Source organism: Sphingobium sp. TCM1 (assembly GCF_001650725.1).
GTDB lineage: Bacteria > Pseudomonadota > Alphaproteobacteria > Sphingomonadales > Sphingomonadaceae > Sphingobium.
Genome location: NZ_LXVX01000020.1, coordinates 32,502 through 52,337, shown reverse-complemented (window position 1 = coordinate 52,337; position 19,836 = coordinate 32,502). Strand labels below are relative to the sequence as shown.

At 60.3% G+C, this 19,836-nt stretch carries 12 protein-coding genes and 1 pseudogene; 7 read left to right on the top strand and 6 right to left on the bottom strand.

Annotated elements, in window-relative coordinates; all coding sequences use genetic code 11:
- Positions 1 to 2 precede the first annotated feature (2 nt).
- Positions 3 to 1,496: a glycosyl hydrolase family 28 protein gene (locus A7Q26_RS14935; protein WP_066861211.1), complete on the top strand. Its 1,494-nt coding sequence runs from the start codon at positions 3 to 5 to the stop codon at positions 1,494 to 1,496.
- A 298-nt stretch (positions 1,497 to 1,794) separates the two neighbouring features.
- On the opposite strand, the gene A7Q26_RS14930 is transcribed toward A7Q26_RS14935, so the two are convergent.
- From A7Q26_RS14930 to A7Q26_RS14915, 4 genes are read right to left on the bottom strand one after another with little or no spacing between them, the layout of a single operon-like run.
- Positions 1,795 to 3,192, bottom strand: a complete 1,398-nt coding sequence (locus tag A7Q26_RS14930) for a glycosyl hydrolase family 28 protein (protein ID WP_157102570.1) — start codon at positions 3,190 to 3,192, stop codon at positions 1,795 to 1,797.
- On the bottom strand, positions 3,189 to 4,907 hold the full coding sequence (locus A7Q26_RS14925; RefSeq protein ID WP_066861208.1) for a glycoside hydrolase family 43 protein: 1,719 nt from the start codon (positions 4,905 to 4,907) through the stop codon (positions 3,189 to 3,191). The genes A7Q26_RS14930 and A7Q26_RS14925 overlap by 4 nt, the downstream gene beginning before the upstream one ends.
- A 22-nt stretch (positions 4,908 to 4,929) precedes the next feature.
- Positions 4,930 to 5,811: an ROK family protein gene (locus A7Q26_RS14920; protein WP_066861205.1), complete on the bottom strand. Its 882-nt coding sequence runs from the start codon at positions 5,809 to 5,811 to the stop codon at positions 4,930 to 4,932.
- Between the two features lie 35 nt (positions 5,812 to 5,846).
- A complete protein-coding gene (locus A7Q26_RS14915) occupies positions 5,847 to 6,812 on the bottom strand; it encodes a LacI family DNA-binding transcriptional regulator (RefSeq protein WP_198162955.1) in 966 nt (321 codons plus the stop codon).
- A 15-nt stretch (positions 6,813 to 6,827) separates the two neighbouring features.
- On the opposite strand from A7Q26_RS14915, the gene A7Q26_RS14910 reads away from it, so the two are divergent.
- The 5 genes and pseudogenes from A7Q26_RS14910 to kduD all read left to right on the top strand — a co-directional run bounded on the left by A7Q26_RS14910 (position 6,828) and on the right by kduD (position 12,120).
- Positions 6,828 to 8,345: an oligosaccharide MFS transporter gene (locus A7Q26_RS14910; RefSeq protein WP_198162952.1), complete on the top strand. Its 1,518-nt coding sequence runs from the start codon at positions 6,828 to 6,830 to the stop codon at positions 8,343 to 8,345.
- Entirely contained in the window at positions 8,345 to 9,523 is a 1,179-nt protein-coding gene (locus A7Q26_RS14905; protein WP_066861196.1) for a glycoside hydrolase family 88 protein, read from the top strand. The genes A7Q26_RS14910 and A7Q26_RS14905 overlap by 1 nt, the downstream gene beginning before the upstream one ends.
- Positions 9,520 to 10,347, top strand: a complete 828-nt coding sequence (locus A7Q26_RS14900; RefSeq protein WP_066861193.1) for a class I mannose-6-phosphate isomerase — start codon at positions 9,520 to 9,522, stop codon at positions 10,345 to 10,347. The genes A7Q26_RS14905 and A7Q26_RS14900 overlap by 4 nt, the downstream gene beginning before the upstream one ends.
- A 73-nt stretch (positions 10,348 to 10,420) precedes the next feature.
- Positions 10,421 to 11,260, top strand: coding sequence for a 5-dehydro-4-deoxy-D-glucuronate isomerase (gene kduI / locus A7Q26_RS14895; RefSeq protein WP_066861191.1), 840 nt, complete (start codon positions 10,421 to 10,423; stop codon positions 11,258 to 11,260).
- Positions 11,261 to 11,363: 103 nt separating this feature from the next.
- Positions 11,364 to 12,120, top strand: a pseudogene (gene kduD, locus A7Q26_RS14890) (2-dehydro-3-deoxy-D-gluconate 5-dehydrogenase KduD).
- Positions 12,121 to 12,145: 25 nt separating this feature from the next.
- Here the strand turns inward: kduD and A7Q26_RS14885 are convergent.
- Positions 12,146 to 14,116: an alpha/beta fold hydrolase gene (locus A7Q26_RS14885; RefSeq protein ID WP_084439145.1), complete on the bottom strand. Its 1,971-nt coding sequence runs from the start codon at positions 14,114 to 14,116 to the stop codon at positions 12,146 to 12,148.
- Positions 14,113 to 16,494, bottom strand: a complete 2,382-nt coding sequence (locus A7Q26_RS14880; RefSeq protein WP_157102568.1) for a hypothetical protein — start codon at positions 16,492 to 16,494, stop codon at positions 14,113 to 14,115. The genes A7Q26_RS14885 and A7Q26_RS14880 overlap by 4 nt, the downstream gene beginning before the upstream one ends.
- A 386-nt stretch (positions 16,495 to 16,880) precedes the next feature.
- Between A7Q26_RS14880 and A7Q26_RS14875 the strand changes: the two genes are divergently transcribed.
- Positions 16,881 to 19,646, top strand: coding sequence for a TonB-dependent receptor domain-containing protein (locus A7Q26_RS14875; RefSeq protein ID WP_084439144.1), 2,766 nt, complete (start codon positions 16,881 to 16,883; stop codon positions 19,644 to 19,646).
- Positions 19,647 to 19,836 lie beyond the last annotated feature (190 nt).

Sequence of the window (19,836 nt, the reverse complement as noted above, 5' to 3'; positions counted from 1 at the left end):
CGATGCCAAACGCAGGACATAGTCGCGAAGCCCTGTTCAAATCTTTCGGAATCGGGATTGCCATCTTCTTCGGCGCGGCCGGCATGGCGGCGCAGGCTGCCAGCGAGCTGCGGACATACCCTGTTCCGCCGGCGCTGCTCTATTCCGCGCATAATGACGACTATACCGTTCGCGTTCGCCAGCCGGGCGGCCCGTGGCAGGATCTGTACGAATATCGGGTGCAGGTCGACACCGATACGAAGCGGAATGCGTCGATGGTCTATTTCGACTTCGCGGGTTCGGTCGAGATCGAGGTGCAGAAGAATAATGGCATGGCCCGGTCGGTCGGCGTGTCTCCGCTCTCCAGCAGCGTCCGCCCCATACTGACCGGATCGATCGCCCGGCTCACGCTGAGTGCGCCTGAGCGCCTGTCTCTACAGTTTGACGATGATCGACTTCGCAATCTTCACATAATCGCCGGACCATTGCCCGCGGCGCGTCCGGCCGGCAACCATGTGCGCTATTTCGGACCGGGTATGCATACGCCGCCTGCGGGAACCGACATTTTTCCGGTCAAATCGGGCGATCATATCTATTTGGACGGCGGCGCGGTGCTCAAGGGCGGCGCATTCGACCTGAGCGGTCTCGATGACGTCACGATATCGGGACGTGGCCTCATCTGGGATCCGGGCCGGGGAATCGATCTGGATCGATCGCGCAACATCGACATTGGCGACCTCGTCCTGGTCAACAGCGATCGCAAGGATGCCGCCCGCATCATGAACATCCGCAATTCGAGTAATGTAAAAGTGCACGAGATTACCGGCTTCACGTCCGGCAAATGGTCCGACGGCATCAACATTTCAACGTCTCAGCATGTCCTTGTCGATGGCGGATATCTGCGCGTATCGGATGATGCGGTCGTCGTCTATGCCGTGGCCGACTGCCCCCTGTGCCGCCAGCGTGCGGCCCAGACCGGCGTGCCCGACGCCAACCCACCGGGGGACACCCATGACATCCAGGTGCGCAACCTGCGTATCTGGAACGATGTGGCCCACGCGCTTTATATCGGTCATTTCGGGGACAATGACGTTCCACGAACGATCCGCGACGTGACGTTCGACAATATCGACATCGCTAATCTCGATGAGGATGATCCCGACTGGGAAGGCGCCATGGCGATCTATTCCGGTGACAAGACGCTGATAAGGGACATTCGCTTCAGCAACATCCGCGTGGATCGGATCGAAGAAGGCAAGCTGATCCATGTCGTTGCCGGCAACAACGCCCGGTACAACAAGGCGGCCGGTCGCGGCATCGCCAACATAGCGTTCCGCAACATTCGTTTCACGGGCGCTGGAATGCCAGGGCCGTCAGTCATAAAGGGCCTGTCGCCTGCGACTGCCGTGCGCAACGTGACGATCGAGAACTTCGTCATAAAGGGCGCGCGAGTCCGGTCTCTCGCGGACGCCGATCTGGATGTCGGCAGTCATGTGGAAGACCTTAAGCTGCAATAAGCATTCCCTTGCATACATCAATTGTCTTGCGCGACTGCTGAGGCATCGCTATTAAATTGTTATCGATATCACATAAGGCGCTCGAACGGTTTGATCGCCGCATCTGGTGCGCTGCCACAGCGGCGGGTGAAGAGCCGACGATAAGGCTGCGCCGATAGAATTCGACGGTCTTCGACTGTCGGATCGGGGGGGAAGGGTTTCTGCACGGACACTTCCTCCCCGTCCTCCCCCAAACTTGACGGGCTGCCAACCTCCCTGGCGGCCCGTCTTTCCTTGGAGTGGCGCAGAGCGCTCCGGGTCAGCGGACCCGAAAATCCTTCACGAACGGACCGACCTCCACATCGTCAGCGCGCAACAAGGTGTCGCCAACACGCACATTTTCGATGGAAATGCCACGCACGGCGCGATCGGCGGCAAAGCCGGACACCACCGATGGATTAATCATGCCCGTCCTGAAACGGACATTGCGCACGACGACGTCCTCAATGCCGCGTCCCGGCGCAAGGCTATATTTGTCGTTGAACAGCACGCGGAAGTTGAAGATCATGCCCTCTTCGATGCGGTCGATCCGGATATCTTCGAAAACTATCTTGCGGACCAGATTATTGTCCCCGTCGGTGATGGCCAGCGCGCCCTGATAATTGCGGTCATCCTCATCATGGCCCAGAATGTCGATGTTGCGGAAAATCAGATCCTCGATGACGCGCGGCTCATCCTTGCTGCCGTGCAGGCCGATATTGATAGGATGGGCGACGTCGGCCCACAGGGTCGAATTCGTGACGCGATAATGGCGCGCATCGCCATGATGCTCCCAACGATCGGCGTAGATCGCAATGGAATCATCCGACGTGCGCAGAAACACATTGTCGATCTCGACGTCGGAGCAGCTCATCAGGTCGATGCCGTCGGTCCAGCTGCCGACGCTGAACGTCTTGAAATTGCGAACGGTCAGGCCCGACGACTGGCCGCACAATATGGTATAATGGACCGGATTGACGACCACCGGACCGTCGATGAGGACATTGCGGGCGTTGACGACCGTAATGCCTTCCTTTCCTCCTTCCAGCAGGCCATGGCCGATCACGCGGACATTCGTGGCATTGCTGATATCGAGCTGCCCCTTCACGATGGCGCCGCCCGCGACATAGACGGTCTTGTTCGACGGGATCGGAAAGGACTGTTTTCCTGCCGGCAGCATGTGGATACCCGACCCGAAATAAATCAGGTTGGGATCGGTACGATCGGGGACCGCGGGTTCGGGCGGATTGGCGAACAAGTGCAGATTGTGCAGACGGTCGCCGTCAAATTCGACCGACAGGTTCACCGGCCGAGCCAGCGTGAAATAGGCGATATTGCCATTGAGCCGGGCCGTAATCGCCTTCGAGCCCGGACGGATTTCCACCGCCCTGACCGCGCCGTCATTTTTTTGCACGGCGACTTCGACGGGGCCGTTCATGCCGAAATTGACCATGGAGGCAGGCTGTGGATTGTCGCCATCGACCCGTACGCGATATTCGTACAGATCCTTCCACGGACCGCCCGGTTCACGAACCCGGACGGTGAAACTGTCGTCATGATAGTCGTAGAGCGCCTTGCCGGGCGGGTTTTCGTAAATTATCGGCTGGGCGTCCAGCCGCTCCCCACCCGTCAGGGTACCGAGGCTCATGGCGGTCATGAACATCATGGTCTTTTTCATCGGGATATCCTGAACCAGTCAAAATCGGCATGACCAACGGTGGTCGCAACAGCAGCGGGAGTGCCGGAAGATGCCTGCGCGAACAGGCCGATCTGGGTTCCCACCCATCGACCGGGCCGCGTCTGGAACGGCGCTCCCAGCGGCGTGAAGTCAGTCCCATCAAGGCTGTAGCTGAACATGACGTTCATATGCGTCTCTTTCAGCATGGATGGCCAATAGGGCGAAAATGCCGGTGGCGGGACGCCAATCGTCACCGGACTGGCGTGGATCCGAAGCCATAGCCGGCCCGATGGGACGCGCGGGCCGTTCGCCACGGCCATCGGCACGCCCGGCAGGGCGTCGACCTTCGCGACCTGCACGACACGCATCCCCTCGGCCCCCTGCTCCACGCCGATCCACGCGAAATTCATGCCGTGCACCGACAGCCCCGCCCTCTCCCCCACGCGCAACGGAGCAAAGCGCAGGAGCGCGGTGGCGGTAAATTCGAGGGCAGGCAGCTTCTGCGACAGGATGGCGCCGTTTTCATAATGGTCCTGCGATCCTGTCACGGATTTCAGACGCAATTGCCCATCCTTTACGGCCATCCAGTCGACGGCCGGGTTGCTGCCGAACTGCCAGGCCAGCGATATCGGGCCGGCAAATTCATCATCAGCCGCCGGCGCGGCGCGATCCTGCTTTGGCAGACGGGGTTTGCGATGGCGCAGGACCGGCTCCCCCCTGCCGTCGCCGTCCGGGTCTGCGCCGATGACCGGCCAGTCCTTCGCCCATCGCATCGGTTGCAGGTGCACGATGCGGCCATAGCTGTCCCGGTCCTGAAAGTGCAGGAACCAGTCCTCGCCCGCAGCGGTCGAGACCCAGGCCCCCTGGTGGGGGCCGTTGATCGCCGTGCCGCCCTGATCCATCACGTTCCGCCCTTCATAGGGACCGGTTATGGACTGGCTGCGGAATACGCCTTGCCATCCGCCCTTCACGCTGCCGCTGGGCGCGAAAACATAATAATATCCGTTGCGCTTATAGAGTTTTGGCCCTTCGGTCGTCTGCCAGGGACGATTGCCAAGACTGGTCCCTACCGGGGGCATGGTGTCGCCGTTGATGATGACCTGTTCTTCGCCCTGCGTCGCCGTGCCATCGGCGTTCAGGCGCTTGAGCGCTATGATATTGGCTTTGCCTGCGCGGCTCTTGGCATAGGCATAAGCAAGCCAGCCTTGGCCATCTTCGTCCCAGAAGGGTGCCGGATCGATGATTCCGGGTGTGGCGTCGACCGGAACCGGCGCACTCCACGGCCCGCGCGGGTCGTCTGCGGTCACCAGAAATATTCCGCGGTCCGGATCGGGATAATAAATAAGAAAACGGTTCTTGCGATAGCGGATCGCCGGCGCCCAAACACCGCCGCCGCGGCGCGGCACCCGATAATGATCTTCTGGTAGGACTCGGCTTAGCGCGTGGCCGATCAGGGTCCAGTTCACCAGGTCGCGCGAATGAAGGATCGGAAGGCCGGGAACATCGGTGAAGGAGGAGGCAGTAAGATAATAGTCATCGCCGACCCGGATCACGTCCGGATCGGAATAGTCGCCGATCAGGACGGGATTGCGATAGCTGCCGTCGCGCTGGTCGGCAAACCAGCGTCCGTCGTCGCCGTACGGGTTTGAGGCCGGGGCGTTGGCCCCGGCGGCGACCAGCGGAGCGAGGCAAAGCCAAGCCAGAGACCGCGTCATGTCTCTTTCCTTTTCCGACAGTTCAATGCGCGCCCTGGGCGGCAAGAAGATAAGCGCCGATGAGGCCTGGCGGTTCGGTGCAAACGGGTGGCACGATCCGTTCGGCCATCGCCTCCACGCTGGTGGCTCCGCCGAAATAGCCCGCAAGCAGTTCCGCCGTCCGCTGATGGATGATCGGGAAAAGGCGCTGCTGCTTCATCACGCCACCACCCAGCACAATCCGCTCGGGCGCCATAGTCAGGAAAAGCGTCATGCAAAGCTGGGCCAGATAATGCGCCTCGACGCTCCAGAACGGATGATCGTCGGGGAAATGCGATGGCGTGTCGCCCCAAAATGCCGTGGCGGCTGGCCCGCTGGCAAGCCCCTCGAAACAATCTCCATGAAACGGACAGACACCAGCAAAGCCATCATGTGCAGGATGTCGCCTCGGCAGAATATGCCCGGCCTCCGGGTGGCCGATCCCATGCACCGGCAACCCACCGCTGACCAGTCCAACGCCAATTCCGGTTCCAACAGTGACATAGGCAAGTTGCATGATGTTCGCACAGGCGGCTTCGGCAAGCGCGGCTGCATTGACATCGGTATCGATCGTCGCTGGAATGTTCAGAATGGCCCGGGTTCGCGCGAGCATATCGGCGCCTTCCCATTGCCGCTTGGGCGTGGTCAATATCCGACCATATCGATCGGCGGTCGGCCGCAGTTCGACCGGACCGAAGCTTGCAATACCGATCGCTTCGATAGGACCATGCCGATGAGCCTGGTGGAAAAATGCAGCGACGTCGGCGAAAGTCGAGTCTGGATCACGCGTCGGAATCGTGGTCGTCTCGATCGATCCCGAGTGAATATTGCCAATCCCGCACACAAATTTAGTGCCGCCAGCTTCAATGGCGCCATAAATCGTCATAGATATTTCCTCGGCTTGGACGAGAACTCCGGACTTCAGTCCGCCGGACTGCCCGCTGATGCACGTTTCACCAATGTGAGCATCTCCCGCACATGGCGAACTTCAGGCTTGTTTCCAGTTCGAGCCTCACGGATCTGCTCGCTGAGCAGAGCGACCGCGCGCGAGGCCATATCGGAAATAGGCTGGCGAATTGTCGTCAATTCCGGCCAGATGGTGGACGCGACCTGAGCATCATCAAAGCCGACTACGCTGAGATCATCAGGTATGACGAGCCCCATCCCGTGCGCTATCGCCGTAATCGCGGCAGCCATGTCGTCATTGCTCGCAAAGATTGCAGTCGGTCGCTCCGCACCACCGAGCAACTGCCGCGCGGCGTCGAGGCCTGATCGATAAGTAAAAAGCCCCGGAGCGATCCAGTCATCCTTGATCATCAGGGAAGCGCCGACCATCGCTGCGCGAAACCCCTGCTCCCTTCGTTGTGAAGGCGAATGTTTGGGGTCCCCTTGCACGAACCCGATTTTCCGATGCCCCAATCCGATCAAATAGCGCGTCATATCATAAGCGCCTTTGTAATCGTCCACAATGATCGCGGACACGCGCTCGCGTGGAATGGCAGTTGCAAAAGCCAGCGGAATGACTTCGGAACTCAAGGCAAGGTCTAGCAGCACTTCGGAATCACACAGCGGCGGCGGCAATATGACACCACCGATACGCGACTCGATCAGCCTGTGCAGGCCCTCGACTGCCTCCGCTTCGGTCCGCCCCGGCTCGATCAGAAACTGGCACCCGCTCTCGCCACTTTGGCGAAACGCCCCCATCAGGAAGGCACCCAGGTTTGACGACGATGGATTGGAGTAGATCGCCCCTACACGAACGGCGCTGGAAAAGCTTCTGGCGTTGAGATTAGGGGAATAATTGAGTTCGGCGATCGCCAGATTGACCCGCTCGCGCATGGCTTCGCTGACGTGACGCTTGCCCGTCATGACGCGGGAAACCGTCATGGAGGACACGCCGGCATGACGTGCAACGTCATGGATGGTAACAACCGGACGCTGAGCGCTTTTCACGCCTGCGTCTCTATCCTCATTATCGTCCGCCATTTGCCGAAACGTCCTCACCCAGTTTCCGGCTATCCACCGGCCGGTATGATATCGATAACCGATTTGTCGGTGGTGTCAATCAATAGCGCTTGCCAACCGAGATCGAAAGCGGCATATTTGATATCGATAACAGATCATGAGGATGCCGTGCCCCTTTCCCGACAGCGCAACTATGCAACCCTCAGCGCTTTTCTGTTCTGTTTCTTTTTCGCTCAGGCCATGGCGATTTCACTCTTGTCCATCTGGCTCACGCGCTCGCTGCACTTGAACGGGGCTCAGGCCGGAACCGTCTTTGCCGTAAACTCTGTTGGGGCGATGCTGGCGCAGCCTGCCTATGGCTTCCTCTCCGACCGCATGGGCTTTCGCAAAGTCGTACCCGTCTGCATCGCGCTGCTCGTGATACTGGCTGGTCCGTTCTTCCTGTTCGTATATGCTCCGCTTCTCCGATGGAACCTGCCTGCGGGTGCCATAGTAGGCGGTATCTACCTCGGCTTCACCTTCATGGCGGGCAGTTACGCTCTGGAAAGCTATGTCGATCGGGTCGGTCGCAGATATGATTTTGAATATAGTCGCGTGCGTCTTTGGGGATCGATCGGCTTTGCAACCGCAGCCGCCTTCTCGGGCCGGCTCTACAATGTCGATCCGGCCATCAACTTTTTCCTGGCGAGTGCGGCGGGCCTCCTGCTGCTACCGCTTATCCAGCTTGCGCGGATCGAACCCGATCCAGAAGCGCAGGCAGCGGCCGACCGTTTGAAGCTGCAGGATTCGCTGGAGCTGTTCTCCGACCCGAAATTCTGGCGTTTCATGATCCTTATCCTGGGGGTGACAAATCTCTACCTTGTGTACGATCAGCAGTTCCCCTTCTATTTTTCATCCCTCTTTCAGACCCCCGAACATGGAAATGCGATGTTCGGCTACCTCAACTCGGCTCAAATCTTCGTGGAGGCGGGAGGGATGTTCATCGCTCCATTGATCATTCGCCGCATCGGCGCGACACGCGGCCTGCTGCTCGCAGCAATGATCATGATCCTGCGTATCGCCGGTTCGGGTCTCGCCATCGGTCCGATCACTATCTCGATATGCAAAATGGCCCACGCAATCGAACTTCCGATCCTTGCTGTATCGATCTTCCGTTACATCGCCTATCATTTCGAAGCACGCTTCGCTGCTACCGTTTACATGGTCGGCGTCAGCTTCGGCCATTCGCTGGGCTTGGCGGTATTGTCGCCGCTGGTCGGCATCAGCTATGACAGGATTGGCTTCCAGCACAGCTATTTTCTGATCGCCGGCTTTGCCCTTGTTTTTTGGATATGGTCCTGTTTTGCCCTCGCGCCCACGCCCGCCGAATATGTGCCGCGTCGGCGCCGCCCTATTGACCCTGGGAGCGGGAGCGCAGCTGCGCAAGATCTTCAGCCCCTTGAGGATAAGCCATAATGACAACGATATTGTATGAGCCGTTAGCCGCTAGGAAACTGGAACGCCCCGATCGGCAGGAACTCGACGCAAGGATTGCCGCGGCGTTGGCTCGGGTGGACAGAATGCTCCCCCAATTTGGCGAGTATTTCCCTGCCCCGTCCAGCGAAAGCGGCATTTATGCGCCGATCGACAATGTCGAATGGACCAACGGCTTTTGGACCGGCATGCTCTGGCTGGCCTGGCAGTTAACTGGTGAAGAACGATTCAGGTCGGTGGCTGAGCGGAACATTCAGTCGTTTGCAACCAGGGTCGAACGCCTCGTCAATGTCGATCATCATGATCTTGGGTTCCTCTATACCTTGTCGGCCTGCGCCGCATATCGGCTGACCGGCGACACGCTTGCACGCTCGTCGGGTCTGGAGGCCGCTCGCCTGTTGCTGAAGCGTTTTGATCCCGTTGCGAATGTCATTCAGGCCTGGGGCGACATGAAAGACCCCAAGCAGAGGGGACGCATGATCATCGACTGCAATCTCAACGTTCCGCTGCTCTACTGGGCCTCCCGTGAAACCGGGAACAAGGATTTTGCCGCCGCCGCCGACAAACATCTTGCCCAAGCGGCAAAGCTCCTCGTGCGCGCCGACGCCTCGACTTTCCACACCTTCTATGTCGATACAAAAACAGGGAAGCCCCGCCACGGCAGCACACATCAAGGCCATTCGGACGACAGCAGCTGGGCGCGCGGGCAGGCATGGGGCATCTATGGCTTCGCGCTCGCATGGCGGCATACGTCCGATCCCGCTTATCTCGATATAGCATCCAAGCTGGCGAATCATTTCCTCAATCGCCTGCCTGGCGACGGCATCTGTTGCTGGGATCTCATCTTTACCGACGAAGTTGGCACGCCGCGTGACAGTTCGGCGGCGGCGATCGCTGCCTGCGGGTTGCTGGAACTCGCCCAGGCATTGCCTTTGTCAAACGAGATGCGCGAAACCTATGAGGCGTGGGCCGCTGCAATCGTGCGGACGCTGGGGGACAACTATCTTGCACCGCTGGAAGGCTCCAATGCTGTCCTGCTCCACGCGGTCTATCATATGCCCAACAAGGCTGGCGTAGACGAAGCCTGCATCTGGGGAGACTATTTCTACCTGGAGGCGCTCATGCGCCTGCGTCATCCGTGGGAGCCTTACTGGTCATGAGCGGCAAGGTACAGCGCCTTGATGTCAAATCCGTCCAAAAGCCCTGGGGACGAACGGATCTGCCAAGCCATTTCGGACGGACGAACGATATGCCGATCGGCGAAATCTGGTTCGTCGGCCCCGAAACGATGCAATTACCGATTTTGGTCAAGTATCTTTTCACAAGTGCCCGGTTGTCGGTTCAGGTTCATCCCGACGACGACCAAGCTCGCCATGTCGGATTAACCGGTGGGAAATCGGAATGCTGGTATATCCTGGACGCTGAACCCGGCGCGACAATTGGCATTGGGTTGAATAGCCGGATGCATGAGGCTGAATTGCGCGCTGCTGCACTGGATGGTCGACTTGAAGAATTGATCGACTGGAAGCCAGTGAGTGCCGGTAACTTCTATTACATACCCGCCAGAACGATCCACGCGATCGGAGGCGGCATAAAGCTCATTGAGGTGCAGCAAAATAACGATGTTACCTATAGGATCTATGACTATGGGAGGCCACGGTCTCTTCACCTGGATGAGGCGTTGAAGGTCGCGCGGCTTGAGCCATATTGCCTGCCGGAGCGCCGCCTTTCCTCCGATCAGTCTGAACCGCTCGTTGGTGGAATTGGCAGCCCTTTCATCCTTGACAGCATTGCGCTGCGCCGGGGCGAAACCCGGACATTGGAGGGTGGCCCCATCTGGCTTGTGCCTATTTACGGAAGCGGCACCATAAATGGCGTGCCTTGGTCGGCCGGCGAATGTTGGTTGATTGAAAGCGGAGCGGCGATCGCCGCTAATGGGGACGCCTATCTCTTCGCTGCGAGGACCAACCCGACATCGACATGAAGGGCGGTTAAAGGGCGGATACAAACTAGACTTCGGCCGGCCTCAAATTTTCCAGAAATCAGGAGCGACCCAAATGTTCGACAAGACCTATTACGCCACACACCCGGACATGATGGAGTGCGTGAGCAATGATGAATTGCGCGATCGCTATCTGATCGACGGCCTGTTCCGCGACGGCGAATGCGTGCTGAACTATACCCATGCCGAACGCTTCGTCATCGGCGGGGTCAAGGTGACCGACGCGCCGGTGGCGCTGCCCGTGCAGACCGAGCCTGCATCGGCTGCCGGCCATCCGTTTCTCGAACGACGCGAACTGGCAATCGTCAACGTGTCGGGGGTCGCGGGCACGGTTACCGTTGATGGCGAAGTCTTCACGCTGGGCAACAAGGATTGCCTTTACGTCACTATGGGCGCGAAGGACGTGATCTTTGCAGGCGCCGGCGCGCGCTACTATCTTGCCTCTTGCCCGGCGCACAAGGCGTTCGCAACCCGCAAACTGGGCATTGCAGACGCCAATGCGCTCGAACGCGGCTCGCTGGAGGAATCCAACGAACGCACCATTTATCAGCTCGTGATCCCCGGCATTTGCGACAGCGCGCAATTGGTCATGGGCCTGACCGTGCTGAAACCCGGCTCCGTGTGGAACACCATGCCCCCGCATATTCACGAGCGGCGCAGCGAGATTTATTTCTATTTCGAGCTGGAAGCACCAGCCGATCGGGTGTTCCATTATATGGGTGAAGGCGACGCGATGCGCCACATCGTGATGGCGAACGAGGAAGCGGTGATATCGCCGCCCTGGTCGGTGCATATGGGATCGGGCACCAAGAGCTATGCCTTCATCTGGGCGATGGGCGGCGAGAATCTCGACTATACCGACATGAACGTGCTGGACATCTGCCAGCTCGCCTGAACCTTCTCTCCCTTCAGGGAAGGGTAGGGGATGGTATGTCCGTGACCCCCCTTCCGAAACTCCCCCCAACCCCTCCCTTGAAGGAGGGGGAACAGGAACTTCCATGACGAATTGCTTCGATCTCAGCGGCAAGGTGGCGATCGTCACCGGGGCCAATACCGGCATCGGCCAGGCGATCGCGCTGGCGCTGGCAGCGGCGGGCGCAGATATTGCCGCGGTGGGCCGGACGCCGGCGGACGATACGGTGGACAAGGTGCGTGCGCTGGGGCGCAAGGCGGTAATAGTGTCGGCCGACCTGTCGAGCATCGAACCGGTGCAGGGCGTGATCGACGAAGACGCTGGAAAAGCTCGGCGGGCTCGACATCCTCGTCAACAATGCCGGGATCATCCGGAGAGCCGACAGCGTGGACTTCACCGAGGAAGACTGGGACGCGGTGATCGACACGAACCTGAAGACCAGCTTCTTCCTCTGCCAGGCGGCCGGTCGTCACATGATCGCCCGGGGATCGGGCAAGATCGTCAACATCGCGTCCCTGCTGTCCTTCCAGGGCGGCATAAGGGTGCCGAGCTACACCGCGTCCAAGAGCGGCGTCGCGGGCCTCACCAAGCTGCTGGCGAACGAGTGGGCGGCGCGCGGGGTGAACGTCAACGCGATCGCGCCGGGCTATATCGCGACCAACAACACCGCCGCGTTGCAAGCCGACGAGACACGCAATCGCCAGATCCAGGAACGCATCCCGGCCGCGCGCTGGGGCGAGGCCGGCGATATCGGCGGGGCGGCCGTATTTCTCGCGTCGAGCGCCGCCAACTATATCCACGGCCACACGCTCGCCGTGGACGGCGGCTGGCTCGCGCGCTGAGATAACATGGCGGGGGAGCCAGGCGTCAGGGTGCGCCCGTCGATTGCCCCACATCGGTGCATGGCGTCACGTCATCGATCTTGCCCGTCCCGCCCGTCATGGTGAAACGCAGCACCGCGGCATTGAAGCCCAGGGGGTTTTCCATGTTCATCATATGCCCGCTGTTGGGTATGATGACCTGCGGCACGGTGGGAAAGGCCGTCACCAGGCCGTTGCGACGCCCCCGGTCGGCGTCGCCCGTCAATATCTGCACCGGCACCGGCCAGGCTCGCGCCCGGAGCCGATCCACGAGCGCACGTCCCAGCAGCAATCGCGGTTCGAGATGGAGCGGCTGCCAAGCTGTCCATTTCGCGATCTGCGCCCACAATCCGGGGCGGATCGCGCCGACGCAGCCACCCCCGCGCCTGGTCAGATCGTCCAGCCATCGGCGCTTGAACGCCTGGATGCCACCGGCGCGCAGGGCCGCAATTTCAGCCCGACGGCTCGCGACGGCCGTCGGCGTCAACGGATCATCCGGCGCGGGATAAAAGTCGAACAGGTCTCCGCTCGCTGCCGTCACCGACAGCAGTCGTTCGGGATGAAGCGCCAGCATGTCGAGTGCAACCGTACCGCCCAGTGAAAGGCCGACGACATGTGCGCGGGCAATGCCCAGATTGTCCATCAGCAGCCTGAGATCATCGGCGTGAAGCCGGTTCTCGCCTTCCTGCGGCATGGTCGATCGGCCATAGCCGCGCAGATCATAGCGAATGACGCGAAAATGCTGCGACAGAGCCGCCATCTGCGGATCCCACATCGTCCGATCGAGCGAATGACCGTGCAGCAGAATGAGCGGCGGCCCGTCTCCCGACGCTTCCCAATATAGTCGTCCCCCCGCTATGGGCGCATAACCATGCTGCCAGCCGCGCGCGTTGTCGGCCAACGCATCGCGCGCCAGGACCGGCAGGACCGATCCTGCGAGAAAGGACGAAAAGCCCAACGCCTTGGCCTTCTCGGTATCCACCTTGGCCAGAATGAAGCCCCAGATACCCGACCGACGATCGACCCATGGATAGGCACCAGCCCAGCCAGGACTGGACAATAATGTCGCGCGGCCGGCGCCGTCGATTTCCTCGCGCCATTGTCCGAGCCCATAGACTCCGCTGAAAGAACTGGCGCGGGCCTGATCGACATATTCGCCCGGCATCAGCATGGCCGATCCCAACTGATCGCGCTCCATTTCCTCGATTGCGTCGGACGACAACAACCGCCGTCCGTGCCACATCCCGCCGCCGGCGATCATTTGCAGAAAACGGGCATAATCGCGCAAAGTCGTATGCGCGCTGCCGCCGAGCATCGGGCTGAAACCCGGTTCATCCGGCACCGGGGCAAATCCGGTCGCGATCATCCCCAGTGGTCGGGCGATGCGCGTCTGAAACAGCCTGTCCCATGTCTGCCCGGTAGCGCGTTCCGCCATGCGGCCGGCCACCTGCATCGCCAGCCCGCCATAGCGAAATCGCGTACCCGGATCGGCATCGGGCGCCAGCGGCGCGATATGGGCGACCGATTCCGCCAGCGTCGCATAATGATCGCGGGGACGGCTGGGAGGCTGATAATCGGGATAGCCAGCCGTGTGCGAGAGCAGTTGGCGCAGTGTTGCCCGCGCCATTGGCCCAGTCAGCTCTGCTATCCACTTGCCGGCCGGGTCGTCCCACCGCAACTTGCCCTCGTCGACGAGTGCGGCGATCGTCGCGGCTGCCAGCCATTTGCCGGCCGATGCGACATGAACCCGGGTATCGGCGCGATAGACACCGAAATAGCGTTCAAGCAGGACATTGTCGGCCTGCCCCACGATGAGCCCCGCACCGGGGTAAATTCCCTCTGCGACCCAGGCTTCGACGCGGTCGCCCAGCGGACTGAGGTCGGGGGCCGCCGGAGCGACCGGCTGCGCCGGAGAGGGCGTCAACCACATCGCCGCAGCCAGCAACCCAGCCCCCTGCGACAGGTGCCTCGCTCTCATGGGGTCGGCGCCGCGATTTGCGGATCGAAAAACACCACGGTGGTGCGGGGGGCCATCTCCACTTGTGTTCCTGCCTCCATGGTCTGTCCGGACACCAGTTCCTGACCCTGATGCCGGGGAACTGTGAACAGGAAGGGCTTGGTGTCGCTCATGTTCACCGCGATCGTGTAGCCCGCATAGGACAGGATATGGTTTTCGCCGCGTCCCGCATAGATGCTGTCCTCGCCGGGGGTGAGCGCAATGCCTTCGGGTGGCTGCGCCAGCGGCAGACGCTCGCCCGCCTCCGCCAGCGACAGGCCATAATCCTTGTTGAACGAGGCGTCCTTGAGCAGCACCAGCTTGTCGGGACGGGTCCAGAACAGTCCGCTCGGCACGAACCCGGTCGCGACCGGCACCGTAGCGATGCGATTGCCGCGCGGGCCGCTCAACCAGACCCGGCCAAGCTTGCTGACGCCGCGATTACCCCGCCACCATAGCGATGCGTAGAAGCGTTCATCGCCCCGTTTGATCGCCACCACGCCGTCCTCCGCATCGGCAAAGGCGAAGTCCGGTTGCCCCGCCGTCATAGGCAACCGTTCGGGCCGCGCCGGCATGGCCGTCATCGCCTGCACATCGTCGATGATATCGAGCAGACCATAGGCCTGACGGAAGCCCGGCGCAGCCACGGCCTTCTCCAGTTCCGGCCATAGCTGGTTGTCCTGCACCATCTGCTGCGCATAGCCCACCAGCCGGGGATCGGCGGTCAGCACCGCCGCCTGGAAGGGGCTGGACGCCCCGGCATGGGCGACCTGGACATAGGCGATTTCGCCCGGCGCCTTCAGGTCGCGCCATCCGATGTCGGCCATGTTCCGCATCGCGGCGAAGCCATCATCGTCGGCCGTCGGGTATCGGAAATAACCGCGCGCGGCCGCGATCTTCGCCAATTGCGCACGAATTTTCGGATCGCCTGGCTGGCCGGGCGCCGGACGGGTGGCATTATAGATCGCCGCCACCCAATTTCCGACTTCGCCATAATTGCCGACATAGCCCAGTTCGCGCGTCAGCCCCTTTCGTGTGACGAGATGGTAGCCCTTTGCCACCTTGTAGGGCTGCGCCTTGGTGCCGTCCGGGCCGCCTGCATCATAACTATGCCCTCCATCCGGCAAATCGTCGCCGCGCCATTCCTCGATGCCAATCGCTTCGTACAGATAGCGTCGCGCCTTGTCTTCCGGCATCGCCTTGTCGGGGGCCACGATCGCCAGACCGCGGTTGGCATAATAGATGCCCCAGCAATCGACGATCATGGACTGGTTCGTGTAGAAGCGCCGATGCGTGCGGAGCCATTCGCGGCTGGCAAGCAGCATTTGGGTCAACGCCGCGCGACGCGTCGTGGTGCCGCCATCCTTCCACGCGATTGACTGATCGAGCAATGGCTCGAACGCTGCGGGATCGGTCGTTAGCGCTTCACCCAGGGGGCCGAAGCCAAACCAGTCGGGGTTCCAGGTCGCTTTGTCGAACTTCACCAGATCGGGGTTTTTCGCATAGGCCGCGGCATAATCGTCCAGGCCCTTTACGATCGTGGCCAGCACGCGCGGATCCCTAGCCAGCTTGGTCCATGTCTTCATGCGGAAATGCGCGAGAAAGGCGATCTCGTGCTGGCCGAGCGGACGTTGCGCGTTAAGCAGTCCGTTGACGGTCCCCTCGATCCGGGCACGGATTTTACCAAGCACCTCCGATCCGGGCGTGCCTGACGCGATCTTGCCCTCCCCAGACCGCTTGGTCGGTGTCGTTACCGTCCCATCGGGCAGGCCGGTGATATCGAGCCACGGATCATCATGGGTGAACAGATCATATAGTCCACGCGACGGCGTGGACATGGCAAGTTGAAATTTCTTGAAGTCGTTCGCGTAAGAAAAGATCGGCCCGCTCGCCTCGATCGCGCAGTCGATCGTCGATCTGCCCTTCGTCACAGCATCCGGCAGCCGATAGGTGCGGTAGAAAAATGCGCCGGGAAATGGTGGATGCTTTGCGCCATAGTCAAGTTGGTCATAATCGCTCAGGAGCCGATCGCCGACCTGCTTGCCGCCGCAGATGAGCGTCAGATTGCCATCCACCGCCTCGCCGCCCCAGAGGCGGCTGGTGAAGAAAGTCGGCTTGACCGGATCGACCTCGATGCGGAACGCGATTGCGCCGCCTCTCCACCCGCCATCCACCGCGGCTTCGATGCGCAAGGCGCGCTGCCCCAATCCGCCAGATGACGCGCCGCCATTTTCGATCCGGACGTCGTGCTGTCCGCCTGCGCCCTCCCGTGCCAGGGCGACATGATCGATCGTTCGCGCTCGACCCGGCACTGCAAGCACGGCCGAAACCATGACCGACGACAGCAATAATGTTCGCATCTCGACTCTCCCGATCTGTTTTTAACATCGCATTCCTCGGACACCGGCATCGCGTCACCTGCCATTCCGCGAACAAAGCCTCCGGCGACTGACCCCATTTCCGCCCACCCCCGTCCGCACAAAGCCTCCCACGCCTCGGTTGAGCACTGGCGCGGACCGAAAGGTCCAGACCGTCGAGGACAGAGAGATATCGATATCCGGCTTACATGCTGAGATTGGCCAATCAAGAACATGGCCGGCTTTTGGCAACCGGATCACTAAAAGAAAACTTAGCATTTGAAGGCAAAAACAAACTTTGATATCGATATCAGACAATGACGATTCGAGCCTTGGTGTCAAGGCAAGATTGGCCTGCAATGTCGGGCGATGGTTGGAGGGGATAGAATATGATTACGAGATGTCCGGTTGCCAGTCGGTCGACTTGGGGAGCCGCGCGCATAGCCACCACATTGCTGGCGACCGCATCGCTTGGCGCGATTGGCGTGGCACAAGCGCAAAGCTCGCCCACGGAGCGGCGTCAACCGGCCGCGACACAGCGCCCGGCCGCGCGTTCCAGCGGCAACGAAGAAATCATCGTAACCGGCGTGGGTCGGGCGACATCGGCACGAAAAGCCAACGCGGCCTACTCCGTACTGAACGAAGACGACATGTCGAAGTTCACGCCCATCAGCGCTGACGACATGCTGCGCGACATGCCCGGTGTCGTCGTGGAATCCAATGATGGCGTCGCCCGCAACGAAGTGTTCACGCGCGGCATGACAATCGGAACGGGGTCGAACACATCCGGATATTTCTGGACGACGATCCTGGAGGACGGCTTGCCCGTCATTCCGTTCAAATTCGGCGGTTTCCAGGACGGCTATTTCTATCGTGCGGATATTTCCACCAGTCGTGTAGAATCCATTCGCGGCGGCTCTTCCGCAACCGCAGTTTCGACATCCGTTGGCGCGACATTCAACTACATCACCGGACCCGTAAAGCCTGGAGGCAGCATTCAGGCCCGGCTCGGCCTGGAAGGCGATGACCTGCATCTGTCCTGGAAGCAGATAGACGGCCAATTTGGGTGGACCAACAAGAAGGGCGATTTCGGCCTGGGCATCAGTGGCTTCTACCGCACGTCGAACGGTCAGGTGAACCCCGGCTATAATCTGAACAAGGGCGGGCAGGTCCGGTTGCGCGCGACCAAGGAATATGTATCGGACAATGGCAGCGGCATGTTTCTGCTGGGCTTCAAGCATCTGGATGATGTCAACGCCGAGTTGACCGCATTTCAACAACCGACCTACGGCTATCTCAACACCGAAGAAATCCCCGGCTTCGGGCGAGACGCGAACCTGTATCTGAAGGGCGGCAAGCAAACGGTTCCGAACTATTTCAAGCCCGGTTCCCATTCGCTCGATCCAACCGACGGCTTCCGATACAAGCAGGATGCCGCGACGTTCAATTGGAACCATAGCACAGACAATGGCTGGACTTTTGCCAGCGCCGTCCGGGTTCAGAAATCGACCTATCGCGGCCAGGGGTTCAAGACGGATACGCCGGTATCGCTGACGTCATCGGCGGCGGAGCGCGAACGCTACGGATTGAACATCAACAATCTGGATCGCACGCCAGGATATTATGAATTCCGCGATGGTAACGGGTCGCTCGTCGCCAGGGTGGCCAACAACGTCAATGGATCACAGTTGGGAACCAATTATCGCACCGGCGCGGCATGTCCGCGCGTCACCGCCACGACGTTCCAGTCCAATAGCCTGTGCGTCACCTATAATAGCCTGCCCAATCGCGACATAGACGTACGCGGCGGCGTCGTGACCGGAGCGGCCCCAAACGCCAACGGCACCTACACGACCGCCACCTTGCCCGTGGGTGCTGCATCGCAGGATCTGGTTTTGCGTACGCGGGTGGAGGATACATATCGCGCCTCAAAGGACATCATGCTGAATTTCTCGGTCGGGCATGAAACGCGCGAACTGGCGATCAACGCTGGCGTCTATTTTGCGCATTCGAAACAGCTGAACAACAGCTGGGCCAATGGACAGGGTCTGTCTGCATGGGCTGACGGGCAGGTTGAAAATCTGAACGTCACCTATGTGACGCAGAGCGGCACGACCTATCAACTGACCGATCCGGGCGGATGGGGCTATTATGGCACCGGCATGTTCGCAACCGTAACGCAGGAAGCGAAAATCACCGAAATCGCACCACGGGCCGAGTTGCGTTGGTCGCCCAATTCGCATTGGGATTTCAACGCCAGCGTCAAATATGATCATTTCGACGCCAAGACCAACTCCATAACCTACGACACGCGCAACGCCGCGGCGACATCGCTGACCAATGGCGGCTTGGATGGCAACCCGCTGACGGTTTACGACAATCTCTATTCCGTCGTGACGCCCAGCAAGGTCATCTCGGCGAAACGATCGCTCGGCGTGTTCAATTACAGTGTCGCTCTTGGATACAACTTCAATCCAAACCACAAATTCTACATACGCTATACAGACGGCAAGCAGCCGGCGATGGGTATCGTCCAGCGCTACACGACCACGGCGACGCTGGTACGGCCGCTCGGACCGACCGCTTATGTGAAGGGCTATGAAATGGCCTACACGTTCAACATGCCGCGCGTGAACGGGGCGATCACTTACTTCAAGCAGAATTTCGCGGTCAACGACTACCCCACCGCTATCGATACAGACAATGTAACGACCTATCTGCTGCCTGAAAACTTCAACAAATATTTCACGCGCGGTATCGAAGCATGGGCACGCGTTCGCGCCACCAGGGCGCTGGAGTGGTCGCCGTCCGTGACGTTCCTCAACGGACGGACCAAGGCGGCCTATAACTGGCTCAACACGGGGGCCAACGGCCTCGGCGCGGCGGACGACGTGCTGCGGATCGATTCCGGCGGCCTGGCGCGTTCGCCCAAATGGACCATCAGCAACGTCCTGTCCTATCGGCTGGGCGATGTCCGCCTCAACCTGCGCCATCGGTGGATGTCGGCCCGCCGGCTCAGCACCAACGCGCTCGACCAGCGCACTCTGCCCAAGCAGGATAATCTGGATGCGTCGATCGATTATCAGCCTCGGCGTGGAACGCGGATCATCTTCGACGTGCGCAACGTGATGAACAAACAATATATCTCTGCCTAAGATCCGGTACTCGGCACGAATCTTCCCTCGGGTATCCAGGCCTATGACGTGGCTCAGCAACTACCGGATTCTCTGTTCCTCCTGCGTCGCAACGCACCTCGATCCATGTGGCTGACAATCCGCCAGGATTTTTGACGGCGGATCGATACACAAAAACGGAAAAGGGGAAGAGGCAGACGCTTCCCCTTTT

What these genes read in the sequence shown, in the direction of transcription:
- A7Q26_RS14900 (WP_066861193.1), top strand. Translation starts at nt 9,520, where the DNA reads ATGAGCGGCAAGGTACAGCGCCTTGATGTCAAATCCGTCCAAAAGCCC.
- A7Q26_RS14915 (WP_198162955.1), bottom strand. Translation starts at nt 6,812, where the DNA reads ATGACGGTTTCCCGCGTCATGACGGGCAAGCGTCACGTCAGCGAAGCC.
- A7Q26_RS14930 (WP_157102570.1), bottom strand. Translation starts at nt 3,192, where the DNA reads ATGAAAAAGACCATGATGTTCATGACCGCCATGAGCCTCGGTACCCTG.
- A7Q26_RS14925 (WP_066861208.1), bottom strand. Translation starts at nt 4,907, where the DNA reads ATGACGCGGTCTCTGGCTTGGCTTTGCCTCGCTCCGCTGGTCGCCGCC.
- A7Q26_RS14875 (WP_084439144.1), top strand. Translation starts at nt 16,881, where the DNA reads ATGATTACGAGATGTCCGGTTGCCAGTCGGTCGACTTGGGGAGCCGCG.
- A7Q26_RS14880 (WP_157102568.1), bottom strand. Translation starts at nt 16,494, where the DNA reads ATGCGAACATTATTGCTGTCGTCGGTCATGGTTTCGGCCGTGCTTGCA.
- A7Q26_RS14920 (WP_066861205.1), bottom strand. Translation starts at nt 5,811, where the DNA reads ATGACGATTTATGGCGCCATTGAAGCTGGCGGCACTAAATTTGTGTGC.
- A7Q26_RS14910 (WP_198162952.1), top strand. Translation starts at nt 6,828, where the DNA reads ATGACGTGCAACGTCATGGATGGTAACAACCGGACGCTGAGCGCTTTT.
- A7Q26_RS14905 (WP_066861196.1), top strand. Translation starts at nt 8,345, where the DNA reads ATGACAACGATATTGTATGAGCCGTTAGCCGCTAGGAAACTGGAACGC.
- kduI (WP_066861191.1), top strand. Translation starts at nt 10,421, where the DNA reads ATGTTCGACAAGACCTATTACGCCACACACCCGGACATGATGGAGTGC.
- A7Q26_RS14885 (WP_084439145.1), bottom strand. Translation starts at nt 14,116, where the DNA reads ATGAGAGCGAGGCACCTGTCGCAGGGGGCTGGGTTGCTGGCTGCGGCG.
- A7Q26_RS14935 (WP_066861211.1), top strand. Translation starts at nt 3, where the DNA reads ATGCCAAACGCAGGACATAGTCGCGAAGCCCTGTTCAAATCTTTCGGA.